Source organism: Streptomyces sp. NPDC048521, assembly GCF_043199855.1.
GTDB lineage: Bacteria > Actinomycetota > Actinomycetes > Streptomycetales > Streptomycetaceae > Streptomyces.
In genome coordinates this window covers 97,649-113,498 of sequence record NZ_JBICWR010000016.1, presented here as the reverse complement: position 1 = coordinate 113,498, position 15,850 = coordinate 97,649, and the positions used below count along the sequence as shown (strand labels likewise).

Sequence of the window (15,850 nt, the reverse complement as noted above, 5' to 3'; positions counted from 1 at the left end):
TGGTGCCCTTTCGGGAGGGATGGGTGGCGGCCGGCCGGTGGTCGGCGGCCGGTTCCGTCGGCTCTATCGGTCCCCGAAGATGGTGCGGTGCCAGTCCTTGCGGGCCACCGCGGTGTTGTCGAACATTACGTGCTTGACCTGCGTGTACTCCTCGAAGGAGTACGCCGACATGTCCTTGCCGAAGCCGGAGGCCTGAAAGCCGCCGTGCGGCATCTCGCTGATGATCGGGATGTGGTCGTTGATCCACACACAGCCCGCCTTGATCTCACGGGTGGCACGGTTCGCCCGGTAGACGTCGCGGCTCCAGGCGGAGGCGGCCAGTCCGTACGGGGTGTCGTTGGCCAGCCGGATGCCTTCATCATCACCGTCGAACGGCAGTACGACCAGTACTGGTCCGAAGATCTCGGACTGGACGATCTCGCTGTCCTGCGCGGCGCCGGCGATCAGGGTGGGCCGGTAGTAGGCGCCGTCCTCGAGGTCGCCCTTCGGCGCCTCGCCGCCGGTCACCACGCGCGCATAGGCGCGCGCGCGGTCCACGAAGCCGGCGACTCGGTCCCGCTGGGCGTGCGAGATGAGCGGCCCGAGGTCGGTACCGGGCGCGAAGGGATCGCCGAGCCGTACGGTCTCCATCAGGGCGGCGGTCCGCTCCACGAACGCCTCGTACAGCGGGCGCTGCACGTACGCGCGCGTGGCGGCCGTGCAGTCCTGCCCGGTGTTGATGAGCGCACCGGCCACGGCGCCGTGGACGGCCGCCTCCAGATCGGCGTCGTCGAAGACGACGAACGGGGCCTTGCCGCCAAGCTCCAGGTGGAGGCGCTTGACGGTGGCGGTGGCGATCTCGGCGACGCGCTTGCCGACGGGCGTGGAGCCGGTGAAGGAGGTCATGGCCACGTCCGGGTGGCCGACCAGGTGCTCCCCGGCCTCCTTCCCGGCACCGGTGACGATGTTGACGACCCCGTCCGGGATACCGGCGTCCGTGGCGGCCCGGGCGAAGAGCAGCGAGGTGAGCGGGGTCAGCTCGGCCGGCTTCAGGACGATGGTGTTTCCGGCGGCGATCGCCGGGAGGATCTTCCAGGCGGCCATCTGGAGCGGGTAGTTCCAGGGCGCGACGGAGCCGACGACACCGATGGGCTCGCGCCGGACGTACGAGGTGTGGTCACCGGAGTACTCACCGGCGGACTGCCCCTGCAGATGCCGCGCGGCACCGGCGAAGAAGGCGGTGTTGTCGATGGTCCCCGGCACGTCGAACTCGCGCGTGAGCTTCAGCGGCTTGCCGCACTGCAGGGACTCCGCGCGGGCGAACTCCTCGGCGCGGTCGGCCAGCACGGCGGCGAACCGGTGCAGGGCGTCCGAGCGCTCGCCCGGGGTGGCGGAGGCCCAGCCCGGGAAGGCCTCGCGCGCGGCGGCGACGGCCGCGTCGACGTCGTCGGTGCCGGCCAGCTCGTAGGTGTACACCTCCGCACCGGTGGCGGGGTCGACCACGGCGTGGGTACGGCCCGAGGCGCCCTGGGTGAGGCGGCCGGCGATGAACTGCGCGCCGTCCGCGAACCGGTCCTGCGCGGGGAATCGTTCCGGGGTGGCGGTGCCCGGGTTGTGCATGTCGCTCTCCTCCGCCGTTCGCCCCGTCCCGGGGGGAGGGTGGCGTAGCTCCAGCTCGATTTGAGTGCCGATCCTGACAGAGCTATAGGACTCCAACAAGTGATTCCGTTGTTGCCTTTTGGTTACGCGACGGAATCTGTCGACCAGGTGTCGAGTCACGGCGGAAAAGGGCGGACGGAGTGTCAGTGGTGCGTGCCACACTCGCGTGCATGGCAAAGATCGACGGGGTGGAGCCCCTGATCAGGGAGGTCCGGGCGGGGGCCCGGATCAAGTACCTGCATTTCTGGGGACACCGGCCGCGGCCGGACGGCAGGATCGGCGCGAGCTGTCTGAGCCAGTGGTGGCCGTCACCGTTCGTGGTGGACGGTGTGGCGTACGCGACGGCCGAGCACTGGATGATGGCGGGCAAGGCCCGGCTGTTCGGTGACGCGGAGGCGGAGCGCCGGGTGCTGGCCGCGGAGCACCCCTCCCAGGCCAAGAAGGCGGGGCGGCTGGTCCGGGGCTTCGACGGGGCGATATGGGAGCGGGAGCGCTTCCGGATCGTGGTCGAGGGCAGCGTGCACAAGTTCGCGGCCGACGACGACCTCCGGATGTTCCTGCTGGGTACCGGTGACCGGGTGCTGGTCGAGGCGAGCCCCGTGGACCGCATCTGGGGCATCGGCCTCGCGGCGGACGACGAGGCGGCATCGGACCCCGAACGCTGGCGCGGCCCCAATCTCCTGGGCTTCGCCCTGATGGAGGCCCGGGAAAGACTGGCGGGCGCGGGGGCCTGAGGGGGCGGGCCGGGGGACCGAGGCGGGCGGACCCGGAAACCGAGGTGGGCGGACCCGGGGAGTCGCGAAGTGAGCGGACCCGGGGAGCCCGAGGTGGGCGGACCCGGGGAGTCCGAAGTGGGCGGGCAGCGGCGGTGGGGGTCCGGGCCAGAGCCGGCTGGGGGACGCATCGGCCCAGACCCGCGGACAGCGCACGCGTCCCGCTCCGGCGCCGGACGCGCGCGACTCCGCGCCGGGTCTTGGTGACGGCCGCGCGTGCAGACCTTGGCTCTTGGATGCAGATCGCGCAGTCCGGCCTCTGGGTTCGGGGCACGGGACGAGCGCGGTCACTTCTCAAGCCTTGGCTGCCGGTCGCGCGGTCAACTCTCAGACCTTGGGTGCGGTCGTGCGGTCACCCCCTCATGTCTGGGGATGCCGGACACGCGGTCACCCCTCAGACAATGGCTGCCGGTCGCGCGGTCACCCTCAGACCTTCAGTGCCGGTCGCGCGGTCACCCCTCTGTCTGGGGATGCCGGACACGCGCGGTCACGCCTCAGCCCGCGCAGCGGACCGTCCGGTGCTGCCTCAGGTACGGAAGGCGATGATGAAGGCGAACAGGGCGAGTACCAGAACGATGCCGGTGGCTCCGCAGATGAGGCCGGCCAGGGCCACGCCCGGGTTGGTGGCCTCGCCCCGACCGGCCTTACCGCGGCCGATCGCGCCGAAGATGATCGCCAGGATGCCCAGCACCAGGGCCACCGGCCACAGCAGGAAGCCGAGCGACGCCAGGATTCCCAGCACCAGGGAGGCCGTTCCCATGCCGTCGCTCGGGGCCGGCTGCATACCGGGCCAGCCGTAGCCGTTCGGGGCCGGATAGGGGCTGCCGTACGTCGGCTGCGGCCCCGGCTGCCCCGGGTAGCCGTACCCCGACGGCCCGCCCGGATAGCCGTACGGCACCTGTCCCGGCCCGTCGGGCGCGATGGGCGGCGGAGGCACGGATTCCGTTCCCCCGTGCCGCGCGGCGGGCGGCGCCGGCGGGGCGAAGGGACTGCCGGTGGCCGCCGGGGCAGTCGGCGGGGCGTACGGGTTCGCGGGCACTGCGGGTGGGGCGTAGGGGTTCGCCGGAGCAGGGTCGGCCGGCGGCGCGAACGGGTTCGCGGGGGGTGCGCCGGACTCGGCCGGGCCGGCCCACCGCGCGGGCACGCCCTCGGCGGGCACGCCGGGGGCCGCCGGCAGCGAGGTCAGCGTCTGCTGGTCCTGGACGACGGAGCCGGGAGCCTGGGCCGGGACCGCCGCGTCCCGGGGGGCCGCCGGTATCGAGTCCTGCACCGGCGCGTACGGCCGTCCCGGCGCCGGGACGGCATCCCGCACCTGCGCGGCGTCCTGGACCGAACCCTGGACGGCATCCTGCGTCCGGCCGGGTGCCGGGGCCGTCGTCGCCTTGTCCAGGGACACTCGAGGCGACGTCGGCACTCCCCCGGTGCTCTGTTCCGGTGGTGTGGACTGCGGCACCTCGTCGGACATGCTGGAAGCCCCCTCTGCTGGACGTCCCGTCATGCTACGGGCCGCTCGGAACGGCGTGGACCGGGGCCTACGATGATCCCGCGTCATCGATCAGCCGATCACCGCGCCCCGCACCGGACCTCGCTCCGGCGGGCGCCCGTCCCGGGGAGGACCCCATGACCGCCAGCAGCTCCGTACCCGCCGTGGGCACGGCCGACCGCGATCTGCGAACCTTCATCGCCGGACTGCCCAAGGCCGAGCTGCACGTCCACCACGTCGGCTCCGCCTCCCCGCGCATCGTCTCGGAACTGGCCGCGCGCCACCCCGACTCCAAGGTCCCCACCGATCCCGAGGCCCTGGCCGACTACTTCACCTTCACCGACTTCGCGCACTTCATCGAGGTGTATCTGTCGGTCGTCGACCTGATCCGCACCCCGGAGGACGTGCGGCTGCTCACGTACGAGGTGGCCCGCGACCTGGCCCGCCAGCAGGTGCGCTACGCCGAGCTGACCATCACCCCGTTCTCCTCCACCCGGCGTGGTATCGAGGAGGCGGCGTTCATGGCCGCGATCGAGGACGCCCGCAAGGCGGCCGAGGCCGAGTTCGGGACCGTCCTGCGCTGGTGCTTCGACATTCCCGGCGAGGCCGGACTCGAGTCCGCGGAGGAGACCGCGCGGCTGGCCACCGACGACCGGATCCGCCCGGAGGGCCTGGTGTCGTTCGGGCTCGGCGGGCCCGAGGTCGGCGTTCCCCGGCCGCAGTTCAAGCCGTACTTCGACCGGGCCATCGCCGCGGGGCTGCACTCCGTCCCGCACGCCGGTGAGACGACCGGCCCGGAGACGGTGTGGGACGCGCTGAACGAGCTGCGGGCCGAGCGCATCGGGCACGGCACCAGCTCGGCGCAGGACCCCGAGCTGCTCGCCCATCTCGCCGAGCACCGCATCCCGCTGGAGGTCTGCCCCACGTCCAACATCGCCACGCGCGCGGTCCGCACCCTGGACGAGCACCCGATCAAGGAGTTCACGCGCGCCGGGGTACTGGTCACGATCAACTCGGACGACCCGCCGATGTTCGGCACCGACCTCAACAACGAGTACGCGGTGGCCGCCCGCCTGCTCGACCTGGACGAGCGCGGCCTCGCCAACCTGGCGAAGAACGCCGTCGAGGCGTCCTTCCTGGACGCGCGGGGCAAGGCACGGATCGCGGCGGAGATCGACACCTACACCGCCGCGTGGCTCACGGTCTGACGCACACCACAATGGGGCCATGCAGACCGTGACCGCCGTGGCCCACCGCGGCGACCCCTACCGCTTCCGCGAGAACACGATCGACTCGCTGCGTTCCGCGCTCGACCAGGGCGCGGACGCGGTGGAGGTCGACGTACGGCTCACCCGTGACGGCGTTCCCGTGCTGCTGCACGACGAGACGCTGGAGCGGCTGTGGGAACTCGACCGGCCGCTGCGAGCGCTGTCCGCCGACGAGTTGCGCGGACTCACGGCGGGCGGTGTGCCGACGCTCGCGGAGGCACTGGCCGCGACCGGGGACAGCCGGGTGATGGTGGACCTGTGCGGGCGGGCCGACCGCCGACTCGTGGACCGGGTCATGGACGTGGTGCGGCAGTGCGGGGCCGGGGACCGCGTCTACTACTGCGCGGGCGCCGAGGCGATGCTCGCCGTCCGCGCCGCCGACCGGGCGGCCGAGATCGCCCTGACCTGGACGTCCCTCGCCCCGCCCCGGCCCGCGCTGCTGACCGCGATCCGCCCCCGCTCGCTCAACTACCGCTTCTCCCTGGTGAGCCGGGACCTGGCGGCCCGCGTCCACCACGACGGCTACCTCCTGTCCGCCTGGACCCCGGACACCCGCCGCTCCATGCGCCGCCTGCTGGACCTGGGTGTCGACTCGATCACGACGAACCGGGTCGACGTCCTGTGGGCGGAGCGGGGATCGCGGCGATAGCAGTTGCCGACGCGGTCCCCGGCAGGGGTCGTTCACACCGCGGGGACCGGTACGACCCGCTCGGCGTCGAGAGCCTCCAGGCGCTTGATCTTCTTGCGTACGGCGTACAGCGGGACGACTCCGATGATCCCGAACGACATGTCGATCAGGCTCCACCAGAAGGGAACTCCCCGGACGGGGCCGCAGACGAGGGCGAGCGGGATGATCCCGGCACAGGCGATCATCCCGAACTCGATCACCCAGATGTTGCGCACGGGGTCGCGGTAGGGGCCGTAGAAGGCGACCGCGATGACGAGGTGGGCGAAGGCCAGCCAGTCCGTGCCGTAGAGGAGGAAGGGGTACTCGGCGTCGGCGGTGTCCAGACCGTCCCGCACCCGCGAGATCCACTCCATCAGCCCGGGCAGGTGCTCCGGCACGGACAGTGCCCGCAACGCGTTCTCGGTCCAGCGCAGTTCGTGGACCAGCGGGAAGGCGGTGGCCCCGCTGAGGACGAGGCACACGACGAAGAAGACCAGCCAGACGCGAATGCCCTTGAGCAGGGCGGCTCTGTCGCTCATGGCAGGAGCGTACGCCCGTAATTGAACATGTTCAAAAATGGGAGGCCAATACGGTGTGCGGCATGAGCGACATCGACAACTACTGGACCTCGCCGCCGGATCGCATGGTGCACGGCGGGATGGGCCGCTGTGACATCACCGTCCTCCAGCCCCCTTTCCGGCTGGACGCCCGAAGCCTTCCGGCCAACGACCCCGGCCGTGCACGCGAGTTCGCCCGCTCTTTCGGCACGGTCGACGCGGTGCTCGAGGAACTGGGCGTCCGGCCGGCGAACGAGGTGCCGTACCCGGCGGAGCGGGCGGATCTCGATGTGGTCCTGGCCGGGGCGTGGGGGAACGTGCTGGGGATCAGTGACCCTGCGCTGGCCGACAACGGCGACAACACACCGCTGCTGTACGAGGTGGGCAGGCTACGGGAGCGGTACCCGGATGCACGGATCGTCGGCCGGGTGGAGGTCGACTGCGGCGAGTCCCACACCGAGGACATCGTGTGGCTGCCGGACGGCGCCATGTTCCACGCCTCCGGCTGGCCCGGCATGGGCCCGTGGGAGCTGACCGGCGATCCTCACGCGGTCGCCGCCGCGCTCGGGATCGCGGAGCGGACGCTGACGGACATCGACGTCGACCTGGACGCCGAGCCCGAAGAGGTGGAGTGGGCCGACTTCGTGTCCCTGGCCCTGGGAGAGGCCGACCCGTGGCCCTGGCCCCAGCCCGAGGCGAGCGTGTTCCGGGTCCGGCACACCGAGGCCGCGACCCGCCGCATGGAGGGGCTGTTCATTCCCGGGGACTGACAACTCGCCGCCGGTACAAGCAAATTGACGCTCCGACACTTTCTTATCTCTTTCTTACCTACCGGTGTGGAGGTCTATGGTGGGGCGGGCAGCGCTCACGTCACGGGGGCCTCATGCGCTGCCCCTTCACCCCTCAACGCCCCCCACAACGAGGGAAGACGGACCATCTTGAACAGATCGCTACGCATACCGAGACGGTGGCGGCTGGTCGCGCGCTTCACGGCCGCCCTCGGTCTTGCCGGGGCAGTGACTCTCACCGGGCTGCCCGGCGTCCCGGTGGAGGACGCATCCGCTGTTCCCACCTCGGCCAAACTGAGGCCGGGGACCGGGAAGCGGTGCGACACCAAGCACCTGGGCAGAACGTACGACCGGACTCCGTCGAACACCGGCTTCCCCACGAGCGCGGGGACCAACTTCGACAAGTGGAACGGGGACCCGAAGAACTTCAACTACCCGCTCCCGGGCAAGGCGTTCGACGGGCTGAAGGCCCCCACGGCGGCGGAGAAGACGAAGGCGCTGTCCAAGGACCCGGATCCGGAGAAGAACGTCCAGGCGTGGGAGGCGCAGGCCAAGGCGTCGGGGGATCCCGCCGACAAGGCGATGGAGATCTACGCCCGCTACCTGTCCAAGGCGCGCTCGCAGAGCTTCGAGCGCTGGTTCGACAAGATCTACCTGCGCAACGAGATCAACCTCAACAAGGGCGCCGCGTTCGAAGCCCGTCTGGTCAAGGACTTCCAGCTCGTCGGTCCGGACTGGCTGTGTGAGGTCTACGTCGACATCTTCGACGAGAACGGCAAGCGGATCGGCTGGCGCAAGTACGACGCGTACAACCGGCGCACCAAGGAGTTCAACGAGTTCAAGTCCAACAGCGAGCTGAGGAGCAAGCAGCTCGGCCAGGACCGGATCGTCGCGAAGTCCATGCCGGACCACACCTTCCGCTACACCGGCGCGAAGAACTTCTCCCAGGGCCAGCGCAAACTGATCGACACGTTCAACCGCGAGGTCGAGCAGATGCGGCCGGGCAGGACGAACCAGGTCCGCGGCTTCCAGCGCCAGTACAACCCGATCCCGCAGACCAAGCCGATCCGTGGCTACTCCCGCTACGACACCTGGTTCGCGCCCGGCTGCCAGGGCGGACCGGCCGGACAGGTACCGTTCGCGGCCGCGAGCACCTGCGGCACCCGCGGACCGCTCAACGACCGTGTCAACGGGTCGGGCCGCACCCTGAACGAAGCCAAACAGATCCAGGCCGAGGCCCGACGTCTCGACGCCCGCGGCACCCTCCCGCGCGGCGGCCCGGGCGGCGTGGACTTCACCACCCTGGAACTGCGCTATGTCGGCGGCCTGGCCAAGGGCAAGGGCATGCAGTACTCCATGAAGGCCGACATGGTGCCCGAGCCGGACGAGAACCCGGGCTGGGGCGGGCAGGCGAAGATGCAGCTCGCGTCCGACGCGATGTTCACCTGGCTGGCGCTGACGCCGGACAAGTTCTGGGTCAACCTGAACCCCGACGAGCCCGACCGCATCATGGACTCCAAGTTCGCCTCCACCGACGCCGGCCGGGTCCTGCTGGAAGCCGATCTCCAGATGAAGCACGACTTCTACCGGGCCATGGACCCCAAGACCGACCTCGGCCAGCGCTACTGGGCGGCCCTGCCCAAGCAGAACGGCTACCCGTGCATGCCGGGCCTGCGGAACTGGATCGAGCCCAAGCCCGCCCAGGTGCGCGAGCAGGACGGCGGCATCTACATCCTGGATGCCCCGCTGGCGCTGAAGTCGACCGCGCAGAAGACCGTCACCCAGGGTCCGGGCGAGCCGGTCTGCGACCCCGACGAGGCGGAGATCAAGGCCGCGCAGAAGGTCATCGACTCGATGATCGTGCCCGAGGTCGAGAAGACCATCAACACGGCCCCGCAGTACGCCGACCTGCGCCGCGTCTACACCTCACGGGTCGCCGCGGAATGGATCCGGCAGCAGGACGCGAAGAAGCCGACCGACTTCCGGTCGATCATCGGCAGCGACGACGTCAAGCGGTGGCCGCTGCGCGCCCCCCACCAGGACTGGGACAAGAACGAACTCTTCCAGCGGTACCGGAAGATCTACACCGAGGGCGAGTTCACCTACCAGATCGACACCGACCACGGTGTCCAGGTGTACATCGTCGGCGGCGTCGACTTCTCCAAGCAGCCCAAGCGGAACATCAGCCGCACGCGATTCAACGTCGAGAACCGCACCCTGGACACGACCACGCGGACGTCCATGAAGTCGGACGACACCTCTTACCGGGACACCGACATCCTCTACCTCGGGGGTGACTCCTCCGGCGACACCAGCGGAGGCGGATCCGATCCGACCCCCACGCCGACGTCCCCGACGCCGACTCCACGGCCCACCCACAGCGGAACCGCGACCCCGACGCCCCATCCGTCGGCCGGCCACTCCGGGGGCTCCACGCCGGCACCCACCCAGAACCCGACGGACCCCGACGGCGACCTCGCCCACACCGGCTCCGACACCCCCATCGGCCTGATCACGGGCATCGCCGCCGCGGTCATCGCCGCCGGCGCGGGCCTGGTGTGGTGGATGCGCCGCCGAGGCTCCACCACCGGCTGAGCCGGCCGGGACGCCCCCGTACAGATCAGGGCCCCACCCTCACACCTCGAGGGCGGGGCCCTGACCGCCTCCTGCCGCCGGAACTCCTCGGAGTCCGGGAGGACGAGCGAGTCCGGGCCTGTCCGGCGCCTGTCGATCACGGCCGCTCAGGCACCGGCCGGCCGCCGGTTCGCCGAGGACGAGCCGTGATTCGTGGGGGCGGAGTCAGAACGCAGCGGCCCCGGACAGGGAGGTGTCCTGTCCGGGGCCGCGTCACTGCACTGGTGGTCAGGCGTCGAGCGACGTCATCACGTGCTTGATGCGCGTGTAGTCCTCGAAGCCGTACGCCGACAGGTCCTTGCCGTAGCCGGACTTCTTGAAGCCGCCGTGCGGCATCTCGGCGACCAGCGGGATGTGGGTGTTGATCCACACGCAGCCGAAGTCGAGCTTCTTCGACATGCGCATCGCGCGCGCGTGGTCCTTGGTCCACACCGAGGACGCGAGGGCGTACTCGACGCCGTTGGCCCACTCGACGGCCTGGTCCTCGTCGCTGAAGGACTGGACGGTGATGACGGGGCCGAAGACCTCGTTCTGGATGATCTCGTCGTCCTGCTGGACGCCGGACACGACGGTCGGGGCGTAGAAGTAGCCCTTGTCGCCGACCTGCTGGCCGCCGGTCTCGACCTTGGCGTGCGCGGGCAGGCGCTCGATGAAGCCGGCGACCTGCTTGAGCTGGTTCGGGTTGTTCAGCGGGCCGAAGAGGACGTCCTCGTCGTCCGGCTGTCCGGTCTTGGCCTCGGACGCGGCCTTGGCGAGCGCGGCCACGAACTCGTCGTGGATGGACTCCTGGACGAGGACGCGGGTCGCGGCCGTGCAGTCCTGTCCGGCGTTGAAGAAGCCCGCCACGGAGATGTCCTCGACGGCCTTGGCGATGTCGGTGTCCTCGAAGACGACGACCGGGGCCTTGCCGCCCAGCTCCAGGTGGACCCGCTTGACGTCCTTGGAGGCGGACTCGGCGACCGAGATGCCCGCGCGGACGGAACCGGTGATGGAGGCCATCGCCGGAGTCGGGTGCTCGACCATCATGCGGCCGGTGTCACGGTCGCCGCAGATGACGTTGAAGACGCCCTTGGGCAGGATCGAGCCGATGATGTCGGCGATGAGGACGGTCGAGGCGGGGGTCGTGTCGGACGGCTTCAGGACGACCGTGTTGCCCGCGGCGATGGCCGGGGCGAACTTCCACACGGCCATCATCATCGGGTAGTTCCAGGGGGCGACCTGGGCGCAGACGCCGACCGGCTCACGGCGGATGATCGACGTCATCCCCTCCATGTACTCGCCGGCCGAGCGGCCCTCGAGCAGCCGGGCCGCACCCGCGAAGAAGCGGATCTGGTCGACCATCGGCGGGATCTCCTCGGAGCGGGTGAGCCCGACCGGCTTGCCCGTGTTCTCCACCTCGGCCGCGATCAGCTCCTCGGCGCGCTCCTCGAACGCGTCCGCGATCTTCAGGAGGGCCTTCTGCCGCTCGGCCGGCGTGGTGTCGCGCCAGGCCGGGAAGGCGCGGGCGGCGGCCTCCATGGCGGCGTCCACGTCCGCCTGCCCGGACAGGGGCGCGGTCGCGTACGCCTCGCCCGTCGCGGGGTTGACCACCTCGGTGGTCCGTCCGTCGGCGGCGTCCCGGAACTCACCGTCGATGTAGTTGCGCAGACGACGCAGCTCGGTGCTCACTGCCGGCCTCCTGATCTGGTTCGAGGGTTCAAGCTGTGCAGCGTGGCCAGCCGGTCCGGCTGTCCGGTCACTGAGACACCCACCCTAATCGGCACACCCACGTTTTCAACACCCCCATCGCCACCGGTTCTGCGAAATCCGCAAGCTACAGCCTCTCAAACAACGAATTTCATCGATCGGGGCTTGCGAAACTGTCGAGACGTCGTGCACAGTGAGCTCGTGGCCAGTCGAAGCGCAGACCAGAGGGACTCCTCCCGCGAGTCCAGGAACGGCACCCCCCAGTTGGACGCCGTCTCCCTCGCCATCATTCAGCAGCTCCAGGAGGACGGCCGCAGGCCGTACGCGGCGATCGGCAAGGCCGTCGGCCTGTCCGAGGCGGCCGTGCGCCAGCGCGTCCAGAAGCTGCTGGACCAGGGCGTGATGCAGATCGTCGCCGTCACGGACCCGCTCACCGTGGGCTTCCGCCGGCAGGCGATGGTCGGGATCAACGTCGAGGGCGATGTCGAGTCGATCGCGGACGCGCTGACGGCCATGTCGGAAGTCGAGTACGTGGTGATGACCGCGGGCTCGTTCGACATCCTCGCCGAGATCGTCTGCGAGGACGACGACCACCTGCTGGACGTCATCAACAAACGCATCCGGGCGCTGCCCGGCGTGCGCTCCACCGAGAGCTTCGTCTACCTCAAGCTCAAGAAGCAGACCTACATGTGGGGAACCCGATAACCGTGAGTTCAAAGGACCTCAGCAAGACCGCGTACGACCACCTGTGGATGCACTTCACCCGCATGTCCTCGTACGAGAACTCCCCCGTCCCGACCATCGTCCGGGGTGAGGGCACCTACATCTACGACGACAAGGGCAAGCGCTACCTCGACGGTCTCGCGGGCCTGTTCGTGGTCCAGGCCGGTCACGGCCGCACGGAACTCGCCGAGACCGCCTTCAAGCAGGCCCAGGAGCTGGCCTTCTTCCCGGTGTGGTCCTACGCCCACCCGAAGGCCGTCGAGCTGGCCGAGCGCCTCGCCGACTACGCCCCGGGCGACCTGAACAAGGTCTTCTTCACCACCGGCGGCGGCGAGGCCGTCGAGACCGCCTGGAAGCTCGCCAAGCAGTACTTCAAGCTGCAGGGCAAGCCGACCAAGTACAAGGTCATCTCCCGCGCGGTCGCCTACCACGGCACCCCGCAGGGCGCCCTGTCGATCACCGGCCTGCCGGCTCTTAAAGCCCCCTTCGAGCCGCTGGTGCCGGGCGCGCACAAGGTGCCGAACACCAACATCTACCGCGCACCCATCCACGGCGACGACCCGGAGGCCTTCGGCCGCTGGGCCGCCGACCAGATCGAGCAGCAGATCCTCTTCGAGGGCCCGGACACCGTCGCCGCGGTCTTCCTGGAGCCGGTGCAGAACGCCGGCGGCTGCTTCCCGCCGCCCCCCGGCTACTTCCAGCGGGTCCGCGAGATCTGCGACAAGTACGACGTGCTGCTCGTCTCGGACGAGGTCATCTGCGCCTTCGGCCGCCTGGGCACGATGTTCGCCTGCGACAAGTTCGGCTACGTCCCGGACATGATCACCTGCGCCAAGGGCATGACCTCGGGCTACTCCCCGATCGGCGCCTGCATCGTCTCCGACCGGATCGCCGAGCCGTTCTACAAGGGCGACAACACCTTCCTGCACGGCTACACCTTCGGCGGTCACCCCGTGTCGGCCGCGGTGGGCCTCGCCAACCTCGACCTGTTCGAGCGCGAGAATCTCACCCAGCACGTGCTCGACAACGAGGGCGCCTTCCTGCAGACCCTGCAGAAGCTGCACGACCTGCCGATCGTCGGCGACGTCCGCGGCAACGGCTTCTTCTACGGCATCGAGCTGGTGAAGGACAAGAACACCAAGGAGTCCTTCGACGAGGAGGAGACCGAGCGCGTCCTGTACGGCTACCTCTCCAAGGCGCTGTTCGACAACGGCCTGTACTGCCGTGCCGACGACCGCGGCGACCCGGTCGTCCAGCTCGCCCCGCCGCTCATCTCCGACCAGGAGACCTTCGACGAGATCGAGCAGATCCTGCGCGCCACCCTCACGGAGGCGTGGACGAAGCTCTGATCATCCGACTGGATGATCAACCCGGCCCCGGTGCCGCCCGTTCGAGTGAGAACGGCGGCCCGGGGCCGTGTGCTGTCCGGGCTCCCGGCCGAGACCTGCCTAGCGTGCCAGTGACCGATCGGCCCAGCCCTCGTTCCCCCGCACGAGGGAACGAGGCACGGGAAAACGGATCAGAACCGAGGTGTACGCCCATGGAGGCCCCGCCGGACAACGACGTGCTCTGGGCACGCTCCCTGCACTTCATGCACCCCGACGGCTCCCCCGGACTCACCGGGGTCTCGTTCGGCGTGCGGGAGGGCGAGATCCTCGCCGTCAGCGGGCCGCGCGGCAGCGGCAAGACCACCCTGCTGCGCTGTCTGTCCGGTCAGGTGCCGGTGCGCGACGGCGAGGTCTGGTTCAACAGCGCGCCTGTGCACACCCTGGGCCCGATGGCCCGGGAGCGGCTGCGCCGGGACCGCTTCGGCTGGATCGACCCGGAGCCGGTCCTGATCCCCGAGCTGAACGTCTGGGAGAACGCCGCGCTCCCGCTGATGCTGCGCGGTAGCAGCCGCCGCCGGGCCAAGGTGGCCGCGCTGGAGTGGCTGGAACGCCTGGACGTCGGCGACAAGTCCCGCAGGCGCCCGCACGAGCTGCAGCACGCCGAACGCCAGCGCGTCGCCATCGCCCGCGCGCTCGCCCCAAGGCCCACGGTCCTCTTCGCCGACGAGCCGACGGCACCGCTGCACCGCGCCGACCGCGGCCACGTCCTGCGCACGCTCACCGCGGCGGCCCGCTCGCACGGCATCACCGTGGTCCTCGCCACGCACGACCCCGACACCGCCGCCCTCGCCGACCGCACGGTGGCGCTGCTGGACGGCCGGCGCGTGCGCACCGTGCACCTGCCGGACGCCCCCGACCCGGAAGGCCGGGCCGCGTGCTCGCTCTCCGCCTGACCCGTGCCGCCCGGCCCGCCGTGCAGCTGCGCCGCCTGCTGGTGGCCGCGGCCTCGGCGGGCACCGGTTTCCTCCTCCTCGCCTGCCTCGGCTACGCCATGCACCACCCCGAGGCGGCGGACGCCGCGGCGCTGCGCCTGGCCTGGTGCGCGGTGCCCGTGGCCGCCACGGTGTACTTCGCGCTGGCGGTCGCCCGCACCGATCCCGGCGCCCGGCCCCGCTCCGGACTCTCCGCCGTCGGCCTCGGCCCGGCCCGCCTGATGGCGTTCTCGGCCCTCACCACGGCCCTGTCCTGCGCCCTCGGTTCCCTGCTGGCCCTGCTCCTCTTCCTCCACCTGCGCGGCGACCTGACGGGCATGCCCTTCGACGGCGCGGCGGCGGACTTCCTGGCCGCGGACCGGCCCCTGCCCGTCCCGGCGGCCCTCACCCTGCTGACCCTGCTCCCGGTGATCGCCTCCACGACGGTGGCCCTCGCCCTCCGCCCGACAGATCCCCGCCCCACCCCGGACACCCGCAGATTCGGCCGCTTCGGGGCCTACGGCAACGCACCAGGGCGCGAGACGTTCGGGGCGTACGGGAGGTTCGGTGCGCGCCTCCCGGCCGCGTCCGGCACCCGACGTACCCGAACCGAGCAGCGCGACGACGCGCCCGTCCCGGAGACAGACGGCGACTCACCAGTGCCGGCGAGCCCGGCCGACCCCGAGCTCCCGGCCCCGGACGCCGACTGGACCGCGCCCACCCCGGTCCCGGCCGGCCAGGGCCCCGCGGGGCTCCCCTGGGGCATCGCCCTGCTTGCCGCCGGTCTCGCCGTACAGGCGTACGCCGGCCGCTCCGCACCCGTCCCCTCCCTCACCAGCCTCCCCGGCGAGGCCGTCACCGTCCTGCTCGGCCGGCTGCTCACCGCCGCCGGTCTCGTCCTCGGCGCCCCCGGCCTCACCCACCTGTGCGGCCGGCTCCTGCAGTCGGCGCGTCCCGGTGCGCTCCGGCTGCTCGCCGGCCGGGTCCTCATGGCGGAGGCCGGCCGGATCGGCCGCCCCCTCGGCGTGGTGTGCGCGGTGGCCTCCGCCGGGTACGCCATGACCGCCCTGGACGACGGCCCGGCACGCGCCCTCGGCCCGCTGACCGCCCTCGGCGCGCTCCTGGTCGGCGGCTGCACGGTCGCCACGCTCCTCACCGCGGCCGTCGAGGCCCGCCAGTGCCGTGCCGACACCACGGCGGCGCTGCTCCGCCTCGGCGCGCCGCCCACGATGCTGCGCGGTGCCGCCGCCCTCCGCGCGGCCGCCCTGCTGGCCCTGTTCGGCCCGCTCACCCTGGTGATCGCCGCACTCGCGGCACTGCCGCCGGCACGCTGA

12 protein-coding genes and 1 pseudogene are annotated in these 15,850 nt (G+C 71.0%); 9 read left to right on the top strand and 4 right to left on the bottom strand.

The window, feature by feature from the left end; all coding sequences use genetic code 11:
- Positions 1-63: 63 nt before the first annotated feature.
- Positions 64-1,599 carry a gamma-aminobutyraldehyde dehydrogenase gene (locus tag ACGFRF_RS31250; RefSeq protein WP_393745678.1) on the bottom strand — a complete coding sequence of 512 codons (1,536 nt, stop codon included), beginning with the start codon at positions 1,597-1,599 and terminating at the stop codon, positions 64-66.
- Between the two features lie 209 nt (positions 1,600-1,808).
- Here ACGFRF_RS31250 and ACGFRF_RS31245 point away from each other — a divergent pair, with 209 nt between their 5' ends.
- The gene (locus tag ACGFRF_RS31245) at positions 1,809-2,372 is read left to right on the top strand and encodes an NADAR family protein (RefSeq protein WP_393745676.1); all 564 of its coding nucleotides are present in this window, start codon (positions 1,809-1,811) and stop codon (positions 2,370-2,372) included.
- A gap of 565 nt (positions 2,373-2,937) precedes the next feature.
- On the opposite strand, the gene ACGFRF_RS31240 is transcribed toward ACGFRF_RS31245, so the two are convergent.
- The gene (locus ACGFRF_RS31240; protein WP_393745674.1) at positions 2,938-3,876 is read right to left on the bottom strand and encodes a DUF4190 domain-containing protein; all 939 of its coding nucleotides are present in this window, start codon (positions 3,874-3,876) and stop codon (positions 2,938-2,940) included.
- A 17-nt stretch (positions 3,877-3,893) separates the two neighbouring features.
- Between ACGFRF_RS31240 and ACGFRF_RS31235 the strand changes: the two are divergent.
- Together ACGFRF_RS31235 and ACGFRF_RS31230 are read left to right on the top strand one after the other, a co-directional pair.
- Positions 3,894-5,102 (top strand): annotated as a pseudogene (locus tag ACGFRF_RS31235) (adenosine deaminase).
- 19 nt (positions 5,103-5,121) lie between these two features.
- A complete protein-coding gene (locus tag ACGFRF_RS31230; RefSeq protein ID WP_393745672.1) occupies positions 5,122-5,811 on the top strand; it encodes a glycerophosphodiester phosphodiesterase in 690 nt (229 codons plus the stop codon).
- 32 nt (positions 5,812-5,843) lie between these two features.
- Here the strand turns inward: ACGFRF_RS31230 and ACGFRF_RS31225 are convergent, their stop codons facing one another.
- Positions 5,844-6,368, bottom strand: coding sequence for a hypothetical protein (locus ACGFRF_RS31225; RefSeq protein ID WP_393745670.1), 525 nt, complete (start codon positions 6,366-6,368; stop codon positions 5,844-5,846).
- Positions 6,369-6,430: 62 nt separating this feature from the next.
- On the opposite strand from ACGFRF_RS31225, the gene ACGFRF_RS31220 reads away from it, so the two are divergent.
- Complete coding sequence (locus ACGFRF_RS31220; RefSeq protein ID WP_393745668.1) at positions 6,431-7,156, top strand: DUF6333 family protein; 726 nt, start codon at positions 6,431-6,433, stop codon at positions 7,154-7,156.
- 168 nt (positions 7,157-7,324) lie between these two features.
- Entirely contained in the window at positions 7,325-9,769 is a 2,445-nt protein-coding gene (locus ACGFRF_RS31215) for a hypothetical protein (RefSeq protein ID WP_393745666.1), read from the top strand.
- Between the two features lie 267 nt (positions 9,770-10,036).
- Here ACGFRF_RS31215 and ACGFRF_RS31210 read toward each other — a convergent pair whose 3' ends face one another.
- Positions 10,037-11,476, bottom strand: a complete 1,440-nt coding sequence (locus ACGFRF_RS31210) for a gamma-aminobutyraldehyde dehydrogenase (protein WP_393745664.1) — start codon at positions 11,474-11,476, stop codon at positions 10,037-10,039.
- Positions 11,477-11,680: 204 nt separating this feature from the next.
- Here ACGFRF_RS31210 and ACGFRF_RS31205 point away from each other — a divergent pair, with 204 nt between their 5' ends.
- The 4 genes from ACGFRF_RS31205 to ACGFRF_RS31190 all read left to right on the top strand — a co-directional run bounded on the left by ACGFRF_RS31205 (position 11,681) and on the right by ACGFRF_RS31190 (position 15,850).
- Positions 11,681-12,199, top strand: coding sequence for an Lrp/AsnC family transcriptional regulator (locus ACGFRF_RS31205; RefSeq protein ID WP_393745662.1), 519 nt, complete (start codon positions 11,681-11,683; stop codon positions 12,197-12,199).
- A 2-nt stretch (positions 12,200-12,201) separates the two neighbouring features.
- On the top strand, positions 12,202-13,566 hold the full coding sequence (locus tag ACGFRF_RS31200) for an aspartate aminotransferase family protein (RefSeq protein WP_393745660.1): 1,365 nt from the start codon (positions 12,202-12,204) through the stop codon (positions 13,564-13,566).
- A 191-nt stretch (positions 13,567-13,757) separates the two neighbouring features.
- On the top strand, positions 13,758-14,498 hold the full coding sequence (locus tag ACGFRF_RS31195) for an ABC transporter ATP-binding protein (protein ID WP_393745658.1): 741 nt from the start codon (positions 13,758-13,760) through the stop codon (positions 14,496-14,498).
- Positions 14,480-15,850, top strand: a complete 1,371-nt coding sequence (locus ACGFRF_RS31190) for a hypothetical protein (RefSeq protein WP_393745656.1) — start codon at positions 14,480-14,482, stop codon at positions 15,848-15,850. The genes ACGFRF_RS31195 and ACGFRF_RS31190 overlap by 19 nt, the downstream gene beginning before the upstream one ends.

Excerpts from the sequence above, each read along its gene's own strand:
- ACGFRF_RS31250 (WP_393745678.1), bottom strand. The coding sequence starts at position 1,599 with ATGCACAACCCGGGCACCGCCACCCCGGAACGATTCCCCGCGCAGGAC.
- ACGFRF_RS31245 (WP_393745676.1), top strand. The coding sequence starts at position 1,809 with ATGGCAAAGATCGACGGGGTGGAGCCCCTGATCAGGGAGGTCCGGGCG.
- ACGFRF_RS31240 (WP_393745674.1), bottom strand. The coding sequence starts at position 3,876 with ATGTCCGACGAGGTGCCGCAGTCCACACCACCGGAACAGAGCACCGGG.
- ACGFRF_RS31230 (WP_393745672.1), top strand. The coding sequence starts at position 5,122 with ATGCAGACCGTGACCGCCGTGGCCCACCGCGGCGACCCCTACCGCTTC.
- ACGFRF_RS31225 (WP_393745670.1), bottom strand. The coding sequence starts at position 6,368 with ATGAGCGACAGAGCCGCCCTGCTCAAGGGCATTCGCGTCTGGCTGGTC.
- ACGFRF_RS31220 (WP_393745668.1), top strand. The coding sequence starts at position 6,431 with ATGAGCGACATCGACAACTACTGGACCTCGCCGCCGGATCGCATGGTG.
- ACGFRF_RS31195 (WP_393745658.1), top strand. The coding sequence starts at position 13,758 with ATGGAGGCCCCGCCGGACAACGACGTGCTCTGGGCACGCTCCCTGCAC.